The sequence below is a fragment of the Pontimicrobium sp. SW4 genome, from assembly GCF_039954625.1.
GTDB lineage: Bacteria > Bacteroidota > Bacteroidia > Flavobacteriales > Flavobacteriaceae > Pontimicrobium.
This window is the reverse complement of sequence record NZ_CP157199.1, coordinates 1,992,203-2,010,974: the sequence shown is the minus strand read 5'-3', so window position 1 is coordinate 2,010,974 and position 18,772 is coordinate 1,992,203. Positions and strand designations below refer to the sequence as shown.

Sequence of the window (18,772 nt, the reverse complement as noted above, 5' to 3'; positions counted from 1 at the left end):
TTGTTAGAATTTAAAGTTATAAGAAACAGAAGGAATGATTCCAAAAAGAGATAGTTTTAACGCTTCATTTACTCCAGTTGTTCTATTTTCTCTAAAGCTAATAGACGATGCGTTTTTTCGGTTATAGGCATTATATACACCAAAAACCCATTCGGTTTTCCACTTTTTATTAGAATTATTTTTTGGGGTGTATTTTGCAGATACATCTAATCTATGGTACGTTGGAATTCTGCTAGAGTTTCTAGCTTCATAAATAGGAATAGATATACCATTATATTCATATTGACCATTTGGAAATGTTGATGGTAACCCAGTTTGAAACAAAAAGTTTGAGCTTAAACTCCATTTGTCATTTAGCTTATATGATCCTGTTATAGATATATCATGGGTTTTATCATAAGGCGTATTATACCATAATCCATCGTTGATTCCCCTTTCTTCTGGCGTTCTTCCTTTTGTTTGCTGTTCTGATTTTGATAAAGTATACGCTATCCATCCTTGAAAATCACCTTCATTTTTTCTAAACAAGACTTCAAGTCCATAGGCTCTAGCTTTCCCATTAAGTATTACTTGCTCAATGGCATTATTAGCAATTAAATCTGCGCCATCTATATAATCTATTCTATTTTTAATGGTTTTATAAAATGTTTCTACCTCTAAGTTAAAGGTATTATCGTTTAAGGTTTTAAAATATCCTAAAGCAAACTGATGTAATTTTTGTGGCTTAACATATTTTCCACTTGGTGTCCAAACATCCAAAGGTGTTGGAGAGCTAGTGTTTGAAAGCAGATGCAAATACTGACTCATTTTATTATAGCTAGCTTTTACAGATGCTGTTTCGTTAAGTTGATATGCCATTGCAAGACGTGGCTCTAAATTGGCAAACGATTTAATAACATCACTACGTTTAAAACTTTCTGCGCCAATAGGATCTGCTTTTTCATAAATTTTGAGTTCATCATTAAAAATTAATGGATTATTATTTTCATAAATATTTAGTTCGTCTTGACCTAATCTTGTAAACGAACTAAAACGCAATCCATAACTCAAGGCCAATTTATCGGTTACTTGATGTTCAGCATCTATATATATAGCATTTTCAAAGGCATATTTGTCAATGAGTTTGAATGGATTGATTCCAGAGGTTTTTGTTGTTGGTTTTATATCTCCAGGATTAAACTTGTAGTAAATGCTATTTAAACCATATTGTAGTTTAAAATTGTTAGATATGTAATGCTTTAAGTCATATTTAACATTGAAATTTCTAATACCAGACGTCCAATCAAACTCTACAAAATTAAGCTTTAAGTCGTAATCATAATCAGAATAAATAAGTGATAAATTGGAAAATAACTTATCAGAAAACAAGTGATTCCATCTAAAGTTTATTACTGAATTTCCATAGGTGTTTTCAAAACTATCGGAAATGCTAAACACATCTCTTCCAAAATACCCAGACAGATAAATATTGTTTCTGTCGTTTAGTTTGTAACTTAATTTTGTGTTTAAATCGTAGAAATAAGCAATATTATCAATATCGAATAATGGTAAGAATAAATGAGCATAACTGCTTCTACCTCCAAGTAAAAAGGAGCCTTGCTCTTTTTTAATAGGACCTTCTGCTAATAATCTGCTAGATACTAATCCAATGCCACCATTCATTTTAAATTCATTACTATTTCCTTCCTTTTGATAGATATCTAAAACTGAAGAAACCCTTCCGCCATATTTTGCAGGAATTCCACCTTTATAGAGCTTAATATCTTTTATAGCATCAGGATTAAACACCGAAAACAACCCAAATAAATGTGATGAATTAAATATAGTGGCTTCATCTAATAATATTAAATTTTGGTCTGCTGCACCACCACGAACATTGAATCCAGAAGCACCTTCGCCAGCAGTAGTAACTCCTGGGAGTAGGGTTATAGATTTAATTAAATCTACTTCGCCTAACACTACGGGAATTTGTTTAATAGTATTTATAGATAAAGAGTTGAGACTCATTTGTGGCTTCCTAATGTTGAGTTTTTCAACATCTTCAACAATAACTATTTCATCTAAGCTTTGACTGTCTTCTGCTAGTTTGAAGTTTAAGGTTTGGTCTATATCTAAATTTATGGTTTGTACAATGCTTTTAAAACCCAAATAGCTTATTTGAAACTCATAAATACCTTTATCCAAAGTAATGGAGTAGAACCCATATTCGTTACTAGTTGTTCCAGTTTGTAGTGAAGGAATAATAATGTTGGCACCAATAAGTGTTTCGTTGCTACTCTCATCTGTTATAACACCACTCAAGGTAAATCTTTCTTGTGATAAGGTAAATAAGGGGAGTAAAAGAAACAATAAAAAGAGTTTCTTAGTAGAATATATCATCAGCAATTTTTTATACAAAAATAAAAAAGCTCCATGTGTAAATGGAGCTTTTAACAGTAAGTTAATACTTTTATAAACTTTTCAATATATCATTAAATATTTTACAAGGCCTCATTGCTTGAGATACTAATGTTTCGTTTGGTTCATAATAACCATCAATATTTATGCTGGCTCCTTGAATCTTATTTAATTCATCAACAATTGCGGTTTCATTATTTGTCAATTCCTTTGCAATATTTGTAAATTGATTTTTTAATTCTAAGTCAGTTTCTTGATTTGCTAATTCTTGTGCCCAATACATTGCTAAGTAAAAATGACTCCCTCTATTATCTAATTCTCCAGCTTTTCTTGAAGGGCCTTTTTTGTTTTCTAATAATTTCTCGGTAGCATCATCAAGCGTATCTGCTAAAACTTTTGCTTTTGGGTTATTTGTAGTTTCAGATAAATGCTCTAAAGAAACTGCTAAGGCTAAAAATTCACCTAATGAATCCCAACGTAAATGATTTTCTTCAACAAACTGTTGTACATGCTTTGGAGCAGAACCTCCTGCACCAGTTTCAAATAAACCTCCACCATTCATTAATGGTACAATTGAGAGCATTTTTGCACTTGTTCCTAATTCTAAAATGGGGAATAAATCTGTTAAATAGTCTCTTAGTACATTTCCAGAAACTGAAATGGTATCTTTACCATTCTTCATTCTTTTTAATGTGAATTGTGTTGCTTTTATTGGTGACAAAATTTGAATATCTAAACCACTTGTATTGTAGTTTGGTAAATACATATTTACCTTTTTAATTAATTCAGCATCATGTGCTCTATCTTCATCTAACCAAAAAACTGCAGGAACGTCAGTAGCTCTAGCTCTAGATACGGCTAATTTTATCCAATCTTGAATAGGCGCATCTTTTACTTGACACATACGCCAAATATCACCAGCTTCTACAGTATGCTCAGTTAATGTATTGTTATTAGAATCAACAACTCTTATTGTCCCGTTTGATACTACTTCAAACGTTTTATCGTGCGACCCATATTCTTCGGCTTTTTGTGCCATAAGTCCAACATTTGGTACTGTTCCCATAGTGGTGGGGTCAAAGGCTCCATGTTCTCTACAAAAATCAATAGTTGCAGTATAGATTCCTGCATAACTACTATCTGGAATCACAGCTTTTGTATCTTGAGATTTTCCTTTGGCATTCCACATTTGCCCAGAATTTCTTATCATTGCTGGCATTGATGCATCAATAATAACATCACTTGGCACATGCAAATTGGTAATTCCTTTATCAGAATTCACCATAGCCAAATCTGGATTGTTTTTATAGCAAGCATCGATATCTGCAAGAATTTCTTGTCTTTTTTCTTCGGATACTTCAGATAAATTCGATAATAAATTTCCAAATCCATTATTGACGTCAACACCAATTTCATCAAAGGTTTCTGCATGCTTTTCAAACAGATCTTTAAAGAATACTCGAACAGCATGACCAAAAATAATTGGGTCAGATACTTTCATCATAGTTGCTTTCATGTGTAAAGAAAACAATACACCTTTATTTTTAGCATCTTGTACTTGTGCTTCTAAAAAGCGCAGTAATACATTTTTTTGCATTACTGAAGCATCTATGATTTCTCCTTTTAATATGGTTAAATTATCTTTTAGTATGGTTGTGTTTCCTTCAGCATCAGTATGCTCAATAGTTACAGTTGTTGCTTCAGCAAGTGTGATTGATTTTTCATTATGGCAAAAATCACCTTCAGTCATTGTCGATACATGCGACTTAGAACTTGAACTCCATTTTCCCATAGAGTGTGGATTCTTTTTAGCGTAATTCTTTACTGCTTTAGGAGCACGTCTGTCAGAATTTCCTTCTCTAAGCACTGGATTTACAGCACTTCCTTTAATTTTATCGTATCTGGTTTTTATAGATTTTTCTTCATCATTTTCTGGTTCGTCTGGATAATTTGGTAAGGCATATCCTTTAGATTGTAACTCTTTTATAGCGCCTTTTAACTGCGGAATAGATGCACTAATATTTGGTAATTTTATGATGTTAGCTTCTGGTAATTTAACCAAATCGCCTAATTCGGCTAAGGCATCATTTTGCTTTTGATCTTCTGAAAGAAAATCAGGAAAACTAGCTAGAATTCTTGCAGCTAAGGATATATCTTTTGTTTCTATAGAAATGTTTGACGATTTTGTAAACGCTTTTACAATTGGAAGTAATGAATAGGTTGCTAAAGCTGGAGCTTCGTCAGTTTTTGTATAAATTATTTTCGACATATTATGCGATATTTTTTAGTTATAGAAGATGAAAAATTACAGTGTCAATTCACGCTAGTTTTTCAGTAAGCGAATATACAAAATTTGAAGCTTAAAGCTTAGTGATGTTATGGCAACTAAAGCTAATAATGTATAATTTATGTCATCTATAAAAAACGTGATATTTTTTAAGAATTTCATAAAAACAACTAGCAAAAATTATTCAATTATGATATGATGCGCAGAAAGCAAACCAATAACATTGGATTTTGAAAATTTTGCACCTTTCATTTTGTTTCTATTTGGACTGAAATTGAAATTATATGCTGTTTTAAAATCTGAAGCTTCTAAAATGGTATTTTCAAAAGTAGCATCTTTTAAATTGCAATTATCAAACTGTGTTCTTGATAAGTCAGTTTCAGTAAAATCTGTTTGTTGTAAACTACAATCGTTAAATACTGTATCGGTAATTTTTAGATGATTAAAAGCTGCCAAATCTAAATTACAATTCTTAAAATTGACGGAAAGTAAAAAGGTATTACATTCATAAAAGGGCATGCCAATCATTTTACAATCTCTAAAGAAGACATCTTTAAAAGTTGTTTCTTTTAATTTGGTATTGGTAAGGTTACAATTAATGAATTCACATTCCAGAAAACTTATTGTAGATAAAAAACACGATTCAAATGCACAGTCTATAAAAATGCAATTATCATATTCGGCTTTTGGTAGGCTAGTTTTGGTGTAATCTTCGTTTTTAAAAGTTTTGTCTAAAACAAGTGGAAGCATGGTCAATAAATCTTAGGCTAAGATATAATAGTTAATTAAAAAACAAAAGCCATATCACTTAGAAATTAATCTATGTTGACATGGCTTTCTTAAAATAGCTTCACATGATCTATTTAGCATTGCTGCTAACATCAGTTACGCATCCTTATGTTTGCTAACCTTTTCAATTCAAGTGTCACTATTTCAAAGAAACATTCTAAATGTAACTTTCAAAATGTATTGACCTGTTACTAAATGTTTCCAGTTTTAATTGTTTTTCTTGATACCCTATTAATTACATCTCATTTGCATGGTATATAATCTTTAAAGTATTGTTTCCTTTTTTAGATATCACTTTCGATCCTTCTACTTTTAGAAACTTTCAATTTTACTAGTTTACTGCCTGCATAACATACAGTTCTTTTTAAAATATCATGATTTATAAACCCCTACATGCATACACATGTCGTCTCTAAACCTCAAAAAACAATTATAATAAAGAACGTTACTTTACCAAATTAAAGGTATTACTTTAGTAATTAGAACATCAATTTTCATGATGCTTCCCTTAACTCTTATGCTAATTTAAGATAAGATTTTAAAATTACAAATTTTTGAAAGGGTTAGATATCAACTGTTTATAAACGCAGGTTATTAACAATTGTTAATAATGAAAAAGCCCCAACATTTGTTGGGGCTTTTATAAGTTTTTAAAAAAATTCTAGTGTCTTTTCTCTTTAATTCTGGCTTTTTTACCAGTAAGACCTCTAAAGTAGAAGATACGTGCTCTACGAACACTTCCTTTTTTGTTTATTTCAATTTTTTGTAATGCTGGTAAGTTTAATGGGAAGATACGCTCTACACCAATAGACCCAGACATTTTTCTAATTGTGAAAGTTTCAGAACTTCCAGTTCCTCTGCGTTGTAAAACAACACCTCTAAAGAACTGTGTACGTACTTTTTCACCTTCTTTAATTTCGTAATACACTGTAATAGTGTCACCAGCTCCAAATTCTGGTAAGTCTTTTCTTGTTACAAATTCGTCTTGTACAAATTTTACTAAAGATTCCATTTTAATCTTTTTAATAGTTGACTCGAAACAACATTCACGATTATCGCCAGAGGTTAATCCGAAATTGGGTGCAAATATACATAAAAAGTGAGAAGTAAAAAGTGAAAAGCAAAAAGTTTTTAATTTACTCTTCTAGCAAATCTGGTCGTCTATCTTTAGTACGTTGGTAGGCTTGTTCTTCGCGCCATTTTTCTATTTCAGGAAAGTTGCCACTAAACAATACTTCTGGAACTTTCATGCCTTTGTACTCTCTTGGTTTGGTATAAATAGGAGGCGCTAATAAATTATCTTGAAACGAATCGGTTAGGGCAGAGGTTTCGTTACCTAACACACCAGGAATTAAGCGTATCACTGCATCGCATAACACAGCTGCTCCAAGTTCGCCACCAGACAACACATAATCGCCAATGGAGATTTCTTTGGTAATAAACATATCTCGAACACGTTGGTCTACACCTTTATAATGCCCGCAAAGGATGATAATGTTTTCTTTTAATGAGATTTGGTTGGCAATACCTTGATTTAAGGTTTCACCATCAGGTGTCATATAAATAACTTCGTCGTAATCTCTCTCAGATTTTAGCTTGTTTATACACTTATCAATAGGCTCCACCATCATCACCATACCTGCGCCACCACCAAATTGCGTGTCGTCTACACTTTTATAATTACCAGTTGTGTAATCTCTAAGATTATGAAAATACACTTCTACTAAACCAGCGTCAATGGCACGTTTTAAAATAGAGGCCTCAAACGGGCTTTTAAGTAATTCGGGTAAAACGGTAATAATATCTATTCGCATATTGCAAAGATGCAATTATTCATTTAGAAAGAAAAGTGTTATTTTTTGATAGGATTCGCTGACGGTTAGGCTATGGTTAGTATGGGAATTAAAAGTAGTGAACTTTCGATTGAGTACTTAGCCAAAGCTTTTTATTTTGTTTTACCTTTTTTATTATAAAGCCAAATCAAAAAGATTTGGTGGACTCAATGAATATAGACTAAACTTTGGATTAAGCACCAAAATCCGTATAATTATAGCCATTGTTGTGTGCAGTTTTATTGAAGAATAATATCTTCCATTATTTGACAGTTAAATCCTATTCTATTGATTTTTTTCATTGCTTTTCAAGTTTTGAATGTATTAAATAGTTAGCTACAAAGGGTCCTACTTGTGTGCCATCAGATGAAGCTTGAGCCATATGCCCTTTGGGGTCATGTGCATTTCCAATTACCCATAAACCTTTGGTGCTTGATTGATAGAATTTGTCAGTAATAGCAAAACCATTCTGATCTACTTCGCACAAGTCTTTTACTAATGATGATTTTGCCTTAATTGGTGTTGCAATGAATATGCCATCAGACTCAATCTCTTTTCCAGACTTAGTTGATACATATTTTATTTCTCCTTTTGACCTGATTATTTCTGTTATTTTATCTATGTGTACTTTTATATTAGCCTGTTTCAGTTGAGCTATCTCTTTTCCAGAAAAAGGTTCATTTGCAATAACTGTAATGTCATTTGACCATGAAGTTAAAAATATACTCAAATGTGCTAACCGAGCTTGAGTCCCAAATAATGTAAGCTTTTTATTGTTTAATTCATAGCCAGTAAAGCATGGGCAAACATGGATATCAATACCCCAACCATCTTTTAATCCAGGAATATTGGGTAAAATATCAACAGCCCCTGTTGCAAGAATCAAGGCTGTAGAATTGATTTCAGAGTTTTCGGAAAATGTTGTGAAGGTATCATTTTCCTTTTTTTGAATTCTCATGACTTTTTCTTCAATGAATATTCCTCCGAATGATTCTACCTCTTTTTTTGTTTTAAGAAAATAATCATTCGGGTTCATATTATCAAACCCTAAATATTCATGTATTTTTGCCTTTTCTGGCATTCTCTTTTTGCCCCAGTTAAAAATAATCACTTTTCTATTGGCTCTAGCTAAAAAAAGTGCTGCGGCTAAACCAGAAGGGCCAGCTCCAACAATTATGACTTCTGTCTCTGATATTTCGTTCTTTTTTGTAATATTCATTTCATTATTTTTTGTAAAACTGATTATAGGTAATGGAAGAGCTAGTGATATAGCAACTAAACCTCCTTGTTTTATGGCATATCTTCGATTCATTTTTTATAATTTAATGCGACTTAGTCGCGTTAATTTGTTTTGCAAATATAATAATATTTTGTATTATTGCAACATAATCGCAATAATTAATTAACATTAATGAAAAGAAGAAATACAGTAACCAAAGAAGCTGTGCTTTCTGTTTTGAGTTCAGCAAAAAAAGCTATGAGTCAGGATGCTATAGAGAAAAAAATAAATATTGATATTAATAGAGCGACAATCTATCGTGTATTAAATCGATCTTGTGAAGATGGTATTTTACATAGAATTCAGGCAGATAATGGCAGGCAATATTTTGCTTTGGCTAAAAAGAAAGATGGGCTGCCACTACATCATTTTCATTTTCGTTGTAAACGCTGTGAAACTATTGAGTGTTTGCCTGTTCCAGTAGTTTTCTCATTACCCAATATATATCAGGTGGAAGAGGTTAATTGTGTTCTTACAGGAATTTGCAAAGATTGTACTTAGTTTAAATTGCACACAACTTAAGTGATATGACGTCGTTTTAATGACTTATATCAGTCGTTAGCGAAGTTATCGTTTTATTTATTTAAAATCAATATGCACTTATACGTATATGGTTAGGCTTTTCCACTCGTTCTTAAAATTACAAACCCAGTTATTGCCGAGATTAATGAGCCTATTAAAATACCAATTTTAGCGGAGTCGATATAGGTTGGGTTATCTACAAAAGCTAAACTTGCAATAAAAATGGACATGGTAAATCCAACTCCTGCTAAAAACGATACACCAATAATTTGCTTAAAAGCAATGTCTTTGGGTATTTCTATCAGTTTTAGTTTTCTAGCTATAAAAATAACGGTGGAAATGCCAATACTGTTTCCTATAACTAAGCAAATCACAATATTTGTAACCAAGGCAGTATCTAATGTAATATCACTACTAATCATAACGCCTGCGTTAGCCAAAGCAAACAGCGGAATAATAACATAGGCTACCCAATCGTGTAAGCTATGCTCTAAATGTTGTAATGGTGATTGGTATTTATTGGTCCAATCTTCAAGGTCGTCTATTTCGCGAATTTGTTCTTTAGAAAGTATTGCTTTATCAATTATTTCGGCTTTTTTAATATTATTGGTGATGCTTACTAAATTGTCTATAAACTCTCTTGTTTTTATACGTTGTCTCACAGGCACCGAAAATGCTAATAATATGCCAGCTAAAGTTGGATGAATACCAGCTTTTAAAAACAGCAACCACACAATGGCTCCTAAAAATATGAGTAAAAACTTAGAGTAAATGCCTTTATAGGATAGTGTGTATAAAAACGTAAGTATCAATAATGCATACACGAGTAGCATGATATTTAAGTCACCACTATAAAACAGCGCTATCACCAATACAGCACCTAAATCGTCCACAATAGCAAAGGCTGTTAAAAATATTTTTAGACTTAAAGGAATGCGATTCCCCAATACTTTTAAAATGGCTAACGAAAATGCAATATCTGTTGCCATTGGTATTCCCCAACCTTTAAAGGTTTCAGGGTTTTGGTTAAGCACCATAAATAACAACACAGGTACCAGCATACCACCAAGCGCACCAAAAAGTGGGAAGGCTATTTTTTTTACTGAGTTTAATTCGCCAATTAGGAATTCACGCTTTATTTCTAAACCAATCAGGAAAAAGAAAATAGCCATTAAGCCATCGTTAATCCATAAAATAATTGGTTTACTGAGCTCGAAACTTTCGGTTTTAAAACCAATTTCGTATTGCCAAATAGCTTGGTAAGTATCACCAAATGGAGAGTTTACCCAAACCAATGCTAAAATAGTAGCACCTAATAATAAAAGTCCACTAAAACTTTCAATTTTAACGAACTTTTGAAAAGGTGTGAGAATGCTACTTTTTATCATTGTCTTTGTAAAGATTAAGATTTTCTAGACTAAGTTAGCTTTTTTTTGGTTTTAAAAGCATCTGTTTCTTTTTTTCTAAAAAATCTTTTTCTAAATTATTACTTACCGTATTTAAAGCATTGTCTAAGTGTTGTACTGCTTTTTTAGGCTGGTTGGTGTTGCTGTAATAATCGGAAAGTGTAGCGTAATATAAATACACACGTTGTGCAAAGTCGTCTGCTGAGATTTGGTCTAAATAAGTTTTTGCGGTTTTATAATTTTGCTGTTGCATGCATACTACTGCCATAGTGAGTATATGTGATGCCATAGGTTGTAAAGCATGTAGGCTTTGGTACCATAATAATATCTTGTCCCAATTGGTGACTTCAAAGCGGTTAGCGCGTAAATGCTCGGAGGCAATGGCTGCTTCGTAATGATAACAGGAGAATTCCGAATTTTCTACAGCTTTATTCATCATCATGTTTCCTAATTCTATTAATGGAAAATGCCATTGTGTTCGGTCTTGGTGTTTTAAATCGAGCAGTTCGTTATTGGTGTTAATTTTTGCACTTAAACGTGCCGAGTGAAAACACATTAAAGCATACAAGGCATAACTAGCAGAAGTTCTGGTGTGTTTGTTTTTTAATAGCAGTTGACATAAACGCATGGCTTCGCCACATAAGTCTTGACGAATTAGTTCTTCTTTGTTGTTGGAGTGGAAGCCTTCGTTAAAAATAAGGTACAGTACTTCCATAACACTTTCTAATCTATTAGGTAAATCTTTTCCTTGTGGGATATGAAATTTTAATTGTGACTCTTGTATGGCTTTTCGCGCTCTAAACAGTCGTTTTTTAATTGTGTCTTCTTTGGTAAGTAGTGCAGAGGATATTTCTTTAATACTAAACCCAGATACTGTTTTTAGTGCAAATGAGATACGATCTGTTGGGTTTAAATCTGGATGGCAGGCTGTAAATATCATGCGAAGTTGCGCATCTTCAATTTCGGTATCTAAAAAAAGTTTATTAATTGCTATAACATCTGTTCCTTGGTGTATTTCAGGTAAATACGCTTTCTCTTTTTTAAGCTTTCTTAAGATATCTATTACTCTATTTTTTGCCGCCTTGGTTAACCAAGCTTCAGGATGTTCAGGTTGTTGGCGTCGCCAAGAGATACTGGCTTTTATGAAGGTGTCTTGAACAGCATCTTCAATAATATCAAGATTTGAGAGGCCGAATATTCGAGTAAGAACAGAGACCATCTTTCCACTATGATAGCGAAACAGATGGTCTATGTGCTTATGTTCCATTATTGGTCAAATACCATGATTTCGCGAATTTCAACAGTATTTCCTAAATCGTAATCAGGAAAATCTTTGGCTATTTCTTGCACTTCATCAAAATCTTTGGCTTGAATAAGGTAAAATCCACCAACAATTTCTTTGACTTCGGCAGAGGTTAAATCGGTTACAGTACGATTTTTACCAATAACACGTCTTATTTGAGGTGTTAATGCTTCACCTCCTTTGAGAATACCAGCTTTTTCCATTTTATTTCCCCATGCAAACCATTTTTCCATTCTGTTTTGCATATCTTCTGGAGATAACCCTAAATCTGTATACTCTTTTCCGATAAAAATCATCATAAAATCTTTCATAATTGTATGTTTTTATATGTTTATACTATTAAGACGTTTGTTAAGTTAAAACGTGGACATTTTTTTGAAAAATAAATTGTTGTGAATTTACTTAACTGCAATTGTTCCATTTCTGTATAAATCTAATGCATTATTTAATAATAATTCTATTGTTTGTATTGGAATGTCTTTATTTGGATTTATTCGTAATATTTTCATCCTATTACGTGTTCCTGTTTCTAATTTTTTGTGATTGAGGTGTTGGTCTTCAACAAAAAGAATGTATGGTTCATTGGTTTTTTTGTCAAACCACAGATAGCAAAACATTTTATTCTTATAACAAAAGCAAGGCATTCCATATTTTGTTGTTTCTGCTATATTTTCGTCTTGATTGAGAATAATATCACGCAAAGTCAATAAGCACCCTTTGTTGGGTTCATCTTTATTTAAAAAGAAGTTTTCATTGTTACTCATTATTTATTGAATTGTCGTTCTAAAAAGTTTATTTGTGCTTTACTAGATTTTTCAAATAATTGACTTGGGTAATATAATAAACCAAAATGACCTCCAGAAATATCAACCCATTCTTTTGATTGATTTATAGATTTAAAAATAGTTTCTGTAACTTTTGGACTAGCACCTTGCATTTCATCATTTTTAGCAACAATCATAAGTATTGGAGCCTTAAGGTGTGGAGCACACTGACCTAAATGTAATTGTTTTGGTGCTTCGGTAATAGAGAGCGAAACTATATTTTTCCAGTTTGTACCAAAGCGTCCACCATATTCTATAAACCACCTATAAGCTGTTAATTCTTTCAATTTTGAAGGTGTGTTTATTTGATCGTGAGATACAATAGTCATCTGTTTGGTAGTTGAATATGGCAATTCTAAAATATTATCGCTTAGTAATGTTTTTTTTGCAAATTGATATAAACTTCCATCTTTATCTTCTGCTGGATAGTCGTCACCAAAAGCTGGGATTATAGTAATAATAGCACTTACTCTTTCATCAATAGAACCAACCAAAAAGACTTCACGAGCACTCATGCTTGCTCCCCAAATTGCTACTTTGGAGGTGTCAATTCTTGATTGTGTATAAACGAAGTCAATTGCATCTATATAACCTCTCGATTGAACCCAAAAATTTATTTCTTGACGTGGCTCACCATCGCTAACCCCTAAGTTCCTATGATCATATAATAAAACGGCATATCCTACTTTTCTAAATCGTTCGGCATATTTATCGGCTGTCATTTCATTAATCGTTGTTGTAAAACCATGAGCCATAATAACAATAGGTGGCTTATTTTTATTGTTTTTTGGCACATATAGTCTACCTCTTAATGTGATACCTTGCGATAAAAATTCTATTTTCTGATACATTTTTAGTCATTAACCTTTCAACTCTTTATCAATCGCAGATATTAAATTTTCGGCATCTTCTTTTAAACCTTTTTGCATAAAAATAAACGTTTGAATAACATCTTTTGTATAGCTCATAATCCTTTTATACTCTGGATTTTTAATGAATTGATTATAATTTCTTGGTTTGAAAGAACCATAAATTTTAAATGTTTCAAATTCGGCAATAAACATTGGCTTGATGTAATTGATGTAATGTTCTACAAAATAAATGCTCTCATAATATTTATATATACCATATCTAACACCATATAAATTTGAAATAGATGCTCTTATTGAATCATTGGAAATAGAATTCATTCCAATTTGTTTGAGATAGTTAAAGGTTGTTTCATTTGGAGAAAATACGAGATATGGATACAGGTTAGCGAAATGAAAATTTAAAGAGTCATGATATTGAATGTTGCTTTTAATATTGCTGATGATGATTTCATTTGCTTTTTTAGAAATTTTTAAAGATTCAATATTGGAATTAATATCAGTAAGATTCTGAACCAAATCTGAGTGTAACTCTTTAAGAATGGCTAGTTCGGAGTTTTTCTCGCCAGAATTAGAATTTGAGCAGCTGAATAGTGAAATTCCAATTATTACAATATATAGATAGATGTTTTTCATATGGTTAAATTTTTGATAAGAAGAATTATAAAAAGACTAGATTTTGTTTTGTAATCTAGTCTTTTATATTCGAAACCTTATTCTTAGATTATCTATTCTTATTTTTTAAGAGGAGAATGATGTTCATGTACCATTTTCCAGCCATCTTTTGTCTTAACAAACAGTAAGGTAATTTGATCGTTTACAGTAACTAAATCTTCTCCAAATTTTAATTGAAAGTCAGAGTGGAAAGTTAAATTAGCTACATCTCCATAAACAGCAATTTGTAAATCTTTAGCATCGAACTTTACAACTTCTGTTACAGAGCCAAAGACATTACGCTCATGAGCTTCATTAGCTTCACCACCATTCCTTAGTTCTCCGTTTTTAAATTCTGTGAACTTAGGGCTGTAAGCATGGAATGAAATTAACTTATCCATATCGCCATCTTTTATGCTTTGTGCAATTGCGCCAAAAGTTTCCATTACTTCTTGTTTTGCCTCAGGAAATTCATCGTTTATTAAATCTACTTGTGCGTTGCAACTAGTTAAAAGAAACCCCAATGCCATAATTAATGTAAATGTTAATCTTGTTTTCATAATATAATATTTGTTTAATTGAATGATGTAAAATTCACTAAATACAATTACATAGAACTTTCAAAACAGTTCAAAAAACATTCTAAAACGTCCAAATAGGAATATTGAGTTATATTTTAATTTTATAAGACCTGTACTGATGAGGAGGAAGGTTGTATTTTTCTTTGAACGATTTTATAAAATGAGATGAATTTATAAAACCACAATCATAGCATATTTGGCTTATGTTTAGGTCACTTTCTATAAGTAAGGCTTTAGCACGCTCTAGTCGCTTGGATTTTATCCATTTAGATGGTGTCGTATTAAAAATATTCTTAAAGTCTCTTTTAAATGCTGATAAACTTCTCCCACATAATGTAGCAAATTCTTCAACTTTTAAGTTGCGCAAGAAGTTTTCAGACATAATTGTTTCTAAATCAATTCCTTTTTTTTTGGTTTTTATATTAGCATCTTGAAATTGTGATTTGTTCGGACGTATTCCAGTAACAAATTCTTCCATTTCAGCTAATATAGGATACGTGTCTCCAGTCCAAAAAAGATGGTCTTTACCGCTAAGTTCTACAAACTTTGAGTTTGGAATACGCTCTGCAATATATTTACCTTCTTCTACCAAAATCTCTATTTCATCTGTTCTAAATAGAAGGAGTGTTGGCACTTTTATTGAATCTAAAATTTTAGTAATGTCAATTTGTGTGCACTGTTTATGTAAAATTAATGCCGCTTTAGGGCTTGCTCCTGAGCGCAAATAACTAGTCAGCCAATCCATAAATCCATTATCATGAGCTAAAGAAGGAACTAACGATTTGAGTTCGCTAAGGTCTCCTTGTGTCCAATTATTTTCTATTAATTTATTGGAAACTTCTCGTTCTTCATCTGTTGGAGCCCAAGGGTAATCTTCAGAATATCTACGTTTGGCAAAGATTCCAAAACCTATTACACCTAAAGTTCGGTGAGGATAATTAAGTGAAAATAAGAGGCTAACCGATCCTCCTTCAGAATGACTAAATAAAAATGCTTTTTCTGAATTTGTGGCATCCATTACGGCATTAATATCGTCCATACGCTCTTCCATTGTAGAATATTCGTCAGAACGATCTGAAAGTCCAGTACCTCTTTTATCAAAAATTATTAATCTTGAGAAGAAAGTGAGCCTTGTTAAAAAAGCCGCAAGTCTAGGCTCAGTCCACATCGTATCAATATTAGATACCCAACCCGGAATATAAATGATATCAACTGGTCCATTACCTATAACCTGATATGCAATATTAAAATTATCGCTTTTTGTATATTTTGTTATTGGTTTCAAATTGCTTTCATTTTTTAGACTTCACATGATGTGACTATTGTGAATTTACCCAAAACAGATGTAAGTCTGGATCTTTAACAAAACCAACGCGTTCGTATAAATGTTGTGCAGGATTTGTTACTTCAGTTTGAATGCCTAAGCCCTTGTACCCTTTTTCGATGCACAAATCTTCAGCAGCTTTAATGAGTTGTTGTCCCACACCTTTGTTACGTATGTTTGCATCTACATATAAATCGTTTAACAGGTACATTGGTTGCATAGAAACAGAAGAAAATAAAGGATATAACTGCATAAAACCCACTGCTTGTTTGTCTATATAAGCAATGTAAATTACAGATTCGTTTTTACTAATTCTTTCGTTTAAAAATGTTCTAGCTTTTTTAATATTTGATGGCTGTTTGTAGAATTGTCTATAACCATCAAATAATGGAATTAGATCTTCTAAGTGTTCTGTAGTTACTTTAATAATAGTCATAGGTAAAAAAAAATCTGTAAACGAATTTACAGATTTTTAATGAGTTTTATTTTGAAAATGATTTATCCTTTTTGCTTGTTTAATTCGTCTTGTAATTGACGTCTTACTTTTTGCTCTCTCTCAAGAGCTGAACGTCTATGCTCCTCAAACTCTATTTCTACTTCTTCAAGCGCACTTTTAGCAGATTTTGTTATTGAGTTACTGTTTTTAAACTTGTAAATAAAAACTAATAAGAACGTTAATAAACCTGCAATAATGGACCACATTAATACATTGTAACCTGTTTTACTCATTTGCATACCAAACAAAGCCATACTGTCTTTTTCGGCATTTGTGGTATTTAAGGTTTCTTGAGTTTTAGACAGATTAGTTTGAAGGTCGTTTATTTCTTTTTGTTGAGCAGCTACCGTATTTCTGGTAGTATTTAATTTACTTTGAAGTGTATTTAATGAATCAATTGTATGTGCTTGTAAGGTTAGTAACATACTGCGTTTTACGGCTTCATACGATTGCCCATTTGTGCCTTTAAAGTTACCAGATTTTCTAAGGACAAATTCAAATTGTTCGTCTATTGTGCCTTCGTTAATGGATTGAGTTTCCTGTTCTTGAGCTAGAATACTTATAGATACTAAAGAAATAAGAAAAATAAAAAGGGGATACTTTAATTTCATTTTTTTGGTTGATTTGCGTGGTTATTCGTAAAGATAAACATTAAATTTTTAAGCCTCACAAATAGTGAGGCTCAAATATATACGATTATAACAAAAAAAAAGATGTTTTAGTATACTAATAATAGGTAAAACGTCTCACTTTTGCAATGTGTTTTGCAAGTCTAATAACTTGATGGCTATAACCATATTCGTTATCGTACCAAATATATAAAAGCACATTTTTACCATCTGCTCTAATAATAGTGGCTTTACTATCATAAATTGCTGGCGCCGAACTTCCAACGATATCACTAGATACTAACTCATCACTTAATTCATATTTAATTTGCTCTACAAGGTCGCCTTCTAAAGCATATTTTTTTATCACAGAGTTAATGCCATCTATTGATGTAGCATTTTCTAATTCCAGATTTAAAATAGCTAGCGAACCATTAGGTACAGGTACTCTAATAGCATTAGAGGTTAATTTACCTTCAAGACTTGGTAATGCTTTTGCTACTGCACTTCCAGCTCCAGTTTCGGTAATTACCATGTTAAGTGCTGCAGCTCTTCCTCGTCTATATTTTTTATGAAAATTATCTACTAAGTTTTGATCGTTAGTATATGCATGAATCGTTTCTAAATGACCACTTTTTACACCAAATGAATCTTCCATTACTTTTAAAATAGGTGTAATGGCATTTGTTGTACATGAAGCTGCAGAGAAAATATCTACTTTATCTGGGTTATGCTCAAACTGATTAACACCATGTACAATATTTGGTACACCTTTTCCAGGAGCTGTCAATAACACTTTGTCCGCACCTTTAGATTTTAAGTGACGACTAAGAGCTTCTTTATCTCTAAAAGCACCTGTATTATCAATTACTAAGGCATTATTAATTCCGTATTCGGTGTAATCTATATCTTCTGGAGCGTTTGCCGAAATAATATTAACAGTTGTACCATTTATTATTAATGCTTCATTATCTAAGTCTATAGTAACAGTTCCTAAAAAATCGCCATGAACAGAATCATTACGTAATAACGATGCTCTTTTTTCAAGAACTGTCTCGTTAATTTCTCCTCTAGTTACAATAGCTCTAAGACGCAACTGATTACCAACTCCTGCCTTAGTCATTAACTCACGAGCTACTAAACGACCAATACGTCCAAAACCATATAACACAACATCTTTTGGTTTAATAGAGCCGTTTTTACCAGCATCATTTAGTTTGTCGGCAACAAAAGCGATGGCATTGCTATATTTATCGTCTTCTAAATGATATTCGTAAGTAAGTTTACCAATATCTAATTTTGCTGGTGGTATGTCTAATGTTTTAATGGCTTGTGCAATTTCAACAGAATCAAAAACCGAAATTGGTTTTTGTACAAATTCTCCAGCATATTCGTGAAGGTTAAGAATTTCGCTAACATTTCTATCAATTAATTGGTTTCTAAAAAGAACCAATTCGATAGACTTGTCGTACCAAAGATCACTTATTATTTTAATAAATTCGACAGTAGCTCTTCTGCGGTCTGCTTGAAATGCTAATTCTTTTTCATAAGTTTCGTTAAAACTCATTGTAATTTAGTTTAGTGTGTTGTTAATTTTTTTG

Annotated in this window: 18 protein-coding genes; 1 reads left to right on the top strand and 17 read right to left on the bottom strand. The window is 32.1% G+C overall.

Annotation, left to right across the window (positions count from 1 at the left end; all coding sequences use genetic code 11):
- Positions 1–3: 3 nt before the first annotated feature.
- From ABGB03_RS09410 to ABGB03_RS09385, 6 genes are all read right to left on the bottom strand, one after another.
- Positions 4–2,379 carry a TonB-dependent receptor gene (locus ABGB03_RS09410; protein ID WP_347922245.1) on the bottom strand — a complete coding sequence of 792 codons (2,376 nt, stop codon included), beginning with the start codon at positions 2,377–2,379 and terminating at the stop codon, positions 4–6.
- Positions 2,380–2,449: 70 nt separating this feature from the next.
- Positions 2,450–4,666 (bottom strand): NADP-dependent isocitrate dehydrogenase, encoded by a 2,217-nt coding sequence (locus ABGB03_RS09405; RefSeq protein WP_347922243.1) that lies wholly within the window; start codon positions 4,664–4,666, stop codon positions 2,450–2,452.
- A 198-nt stretch (positions 4,667–4,864) separates the two neighbouring features.
- Positions 4,865–5,434 (bottom strand): pentapeptide repeat-containing protein, encoded by a 570-nt coding sequence (locus ABGB03_RS09400; RefSeq protein ID WP_347922241.1) that lies wholly within the window; start codon positions 5,432–5,434, stop codon positions 4,865–4,867.
- A 700-nt stretch (positions 5,435–6,134) separates the two neighbouring features.
- The gene (gene rplS / locus ABGB03_RS09395) at positions 6,135–6,485 is read right to left on the bottom strand and encodes a 50S ribosomal protein L19 (RefSeq protein ID WP_347922239.1); all 351 of its coding nucleotides are present in this window, start codon (positions 6,483–6,485) and stop codon (positions 6,135–6,137) included.
- 124 nt (positions 6,486–6,609) lie between these two features.
- Positions 6,610–7,287 carry a tRNA (guanosine(37)-N1)-methyltransferase TrmD gene (gene trmD, locus ABGB03_RS09390; RefSeq protein ID WP_347922237.1) on the bottom strand — a complete coding sequence of 226 codons (678 nt, stop codon included), beginning with the start codon at positions 7,285–7,287 and terminating at the stop codon, positions 6,610–6,612.
- A gap of 316 nt (positions 7,288–7,603) precedes the next feature.
- The gene (locus ABGB03_RS09385) at positions 7,604–8,617 is read right to left on the bottom strand and encodes an NAD(P)/FAD-dependent oxidoreductase (RefSeq protein WP_347922235.1); all 1,014 of its coding nucleotides are present in this window, start codon (positions 8,615–8,617) and stop codon (positions 7,604–7,606) included.
- Positions 8,618–8,716: 99 nt separating this feature from the next.
- Here ABGB03_RS09385 and ABGB03_RS09380 point away from each other — a divergent pair, with 99 nt between their 5' ends.
- Positions 8,717–9,085, top strand: a complete 369-nt coding sequence (locus ABGB03_RS09380) for a transcriptional repressor (protein WP_347922233.1) — start codon at positions 8,717–8,719, stop codon at positions 9,083–9,085.
- A gap of 113 nt (positions 9,086–9,198) precedes the next feature.
- Here the strand turns inward: ABGB03_RS09380 and nhaA are convergent, their stop codons facing one another.
- The 11 genes from nhaA to ABGB03_RS09325 all read right to left on the bottom strand — a co-directional run bounded on the left by nhaA (position 9,199) and on the right by ABGB03_RS09325 (position 18,738).
- The gene (gene nhaA, locus ABGB03_RS09375) at positions 9,199–10,494 is read right to left on the bottom strand and encodes a Na+/H+ antiporter NhaA (RefSeq protein WP_347922231.1); all 1,296 of its coding nucleotides are present in this window, start codon (positions 10,492–10,494) and stop codon (positions 9,199–9,201) included.
- A gap of 34 nt (positions 10,495–10,528) precedes the next feature.
- Positions 10,529–11,779 (bottom strand): sigma-70 family RNA polymerase sigma factor, encoded by a 1,251-nt coding sequence (locus ABGB03_RS09370; protein WP_347922229.1) that lies wholly within the window; start codon positions 11,777–11,779, stop codon positions 10,529–10,531.
- Positions 11,779–12,126, bottom strand: coding sequence for a YciI family protein (locus tag ABGB03_RS09365; protein WP_347922228.1), 348 nt, complete (start codon positions 12,124–12,126; stop codon positions 11,779–11,781). The genes ABGB03_RS09370 and ABGB03_RS09365 overlap by 1 nt, the downstream gene beginning before the upstream one ends.
- An 87-nt stretch (positions 12,127–12,213) precedes the next feature.
- Positions 12,214–12,579: a DUF1801 domain-containing protein gene (locus tag ABGB03_RS09360; protein ID WP_347922226.1), complete on the bottom strand. Its 366-nt coding sequence runs from the start codon at positions 12,577–12,579 to the stop codon at positions 12,214–12,216.
- Positions 12,579–13,490 (bottom strand): alpha/beta fold hydrolase, encoded by a 912-nt coding sequence (locus tag ABGB03_RS09355; RefSeq protein WP_347922224.1) that lies wholly within the window; start codon positions 13,488–13,490, stop codon positions 12,579–12,581. The genes ABGB03_RS09360 and ABGB03_RS09355 overlap by 1 nt, the downstream gene beginning before the upstream one ends.
- A 9-nt stretch (positions 13,491–13,499) precedes the next feature.
- Positions 13,500–14,144: a hypothetical protein gene (locus ABGB03_RS09350; protein WP_347922222.1), complete on the bottom strand. Its 645-nt coding sequence runs from the start codon at positions 14,142–14,144 to the stop codon at positions 13,500–13,502.
- Positions 14,145–14,242: 98 nt separating this feature from the next.
- Positions 14,243–14,722, bottom strand: a complete 480-nt coding sequence (locus ABGB03_RS09345) for a nuclear transport factor 2 family protein (RefSeq protein ID WP_347922220.1) — start codon at positions 14,720–14,722, stop codon at positions 14,243–14,245.
- Between the two features lie 109 nt (positions 14,723–14,831).
- Positions 14,832–16,028, bottom strand: coding sequence for an alpha/beta fold hydrolase (locus ABGB03_RS09340; RefSeq protein WP_347922218.1), 1,197 nt, complete (start codon positions 16,026–16,028; stop codon positions 14,832–14,834).
- A gap of 34 nt (positions 16,029–16,062) precedes the next feature.
- Complete coding sequence (locus ABGB03_RS09335) at positions 16,063–16,503, bottom strand: GNAT family N-acetyltransferase (RefSeq protein WP_347922216.1); 441 nt, start codon at positions 16,501–16,503, stop codon at positions 16,063–16,065.
- A gap of 62 nt (positions 16,504–16,565) precedes the next feature.
- A complete protein-coding gene (locus tag ABGB03_RS09330) occupies positions 16,566–17,174 on the bottom strand; it encodes a tRNA (guanine-N1)-methyltransferase (RefSeq protein WP_347922214.1) in 609 nt (202 codons plus the stop codon).
- A gap of 115 nt (positions 17,175–17,289) precedes the next feature.
- Entirely contained in the window at positions 17,290–18,738 is a 1,449-nt protein-coding gene (locus tag ABGB03_RS09325) for a glyceraldehyde-3-phosphate dehydrogenase (protein ID WP_347922212.1), read from the bottom strand.
- Positions 18,739–18,772: the final 34 nt, after the last annotated feature.

Excerpts from the sequence above, each read along its gene's own strand:
- ABGB03_RS09410 (WP_347922245.1), bottom strand. The coding sequence starts at position 2,379 with ATGATATATTCTACTAAGAAACTCTTTTTATTGTTTCTTTTACTCCCC.
- ABGB03_RS09405 (WP_347922243.1), bottom strand. The coding sequence starts at position 4,666 with ATGTCGAAAATAATTTATACAAAAACTGACGAAGCTCCAGCTTTAGCA.
- ABGB03_RS09400 (WP_347922241.1), bottom strand. The coding sequence starts at position 5,434 with ATGCTTCCACTTGTTTTAGACAAAACTTTTAAAAACGAAGATTACACC.
- rplS (WP_347922239.1), bottom strand. The coding sequence starts at position 6,485 with ATGGAATCTTTAGTAAAATTTGTACAAGACGAATTTGTAACAAGAAAA.
- trmD (WP_347922237.1), bottom strand. The coding sequence starts at position 7,287 with ATGCGAATAGATATTATTACCGTTTTACCCGAATTACTTAAAAGCCCG.
- ABGB03_RS09385 (WP_347922235.1), bottom strand. The coding sequence starts at position 8,617 with ATGAATCGAAGATATGCCATAAAACAAGGAGGTTTAGTTGCTATATCA.
- ABGB03_RS09380 (WP_347922233.1), top strand. The coding sequence starts at position 8,717 with ATGAAAAGAAGAAATACAGTAACCAAAGAAGCTGTGCTTTCTGTTTTG.
- nhaA (WP_347922231.1), bottom strand. The coding sequence starts at position 10,494 with ATGATAAAAAGTAGCATTCTCACACCTTTTCAAAAGTTCGTTAAAATT.
- ABGB03_RS09370 (WP_347922229.1), bottom strand. The coding sequence starts at position 11,779 with ATGGAACATAAGCACATAGACCATCTGTTTCGCTATCATAGTGGAAAG.
- ABGB03_RS09365 (WP_347922228.1), bottom strand. The coding sequence starts at position 12,126 with ATGAAAGATTTTATGATGATTTTTATCGGAAAAGAGTATACAGATTTA.
- ABGB03_RS09360 (WP_347922226.1), bottom strand. The coding sequence starts at position 12,579 with ATGAGTAACAATGAAAACTTCTTTTTAAATAAAGATGAACCCAACAAA.
- ABGB03_RS09355 (WP_347922224.1), bottom strand. The coding sequence starts at position 13,490 with ATGTATCAGAAAATAGAATTTTTATCGCAAGGTATCACATTAAGAGGT.
- ABGB03_RS09350 (WP_347922222.1), bottom strand. The coding sequence starts at position 14,144 with ATGAAAAACATCTATCTATATATTGTAATAATTGGAATTTCACTATTC.
- ABGB03_RS09345 (WP_347922220.1), bottom strand. The coding sequence starts at position 14,722 with ATGAAAACAAGATTAACATTTACATTAATTATGGCATTGGGGTTTCTT.
- ABGB03_RS09335 (WP_347922216.1), bottom strand. The coding sequence starts at position 16,503 with ATGACTATTATTAAAGTAACTACAGAACACTTAGAAGATCTAATTCCA.
- ABGB03_RS09330 (WP_347922214.1), bottom strand. The coding sequence starts at position 17,174 with ATGAAATTAAAGTATCCCCTTTTTATTTTTCTTATTTCTTTAGTATCT.
- ABGB03_RS09325 (WP_347922212.1), bottom strand. The coding sequence starts at position 18,738 with ATGAGTTTTAACGAAACTTATGAAAAAGAATTAGCATTTCAAGCAGAC.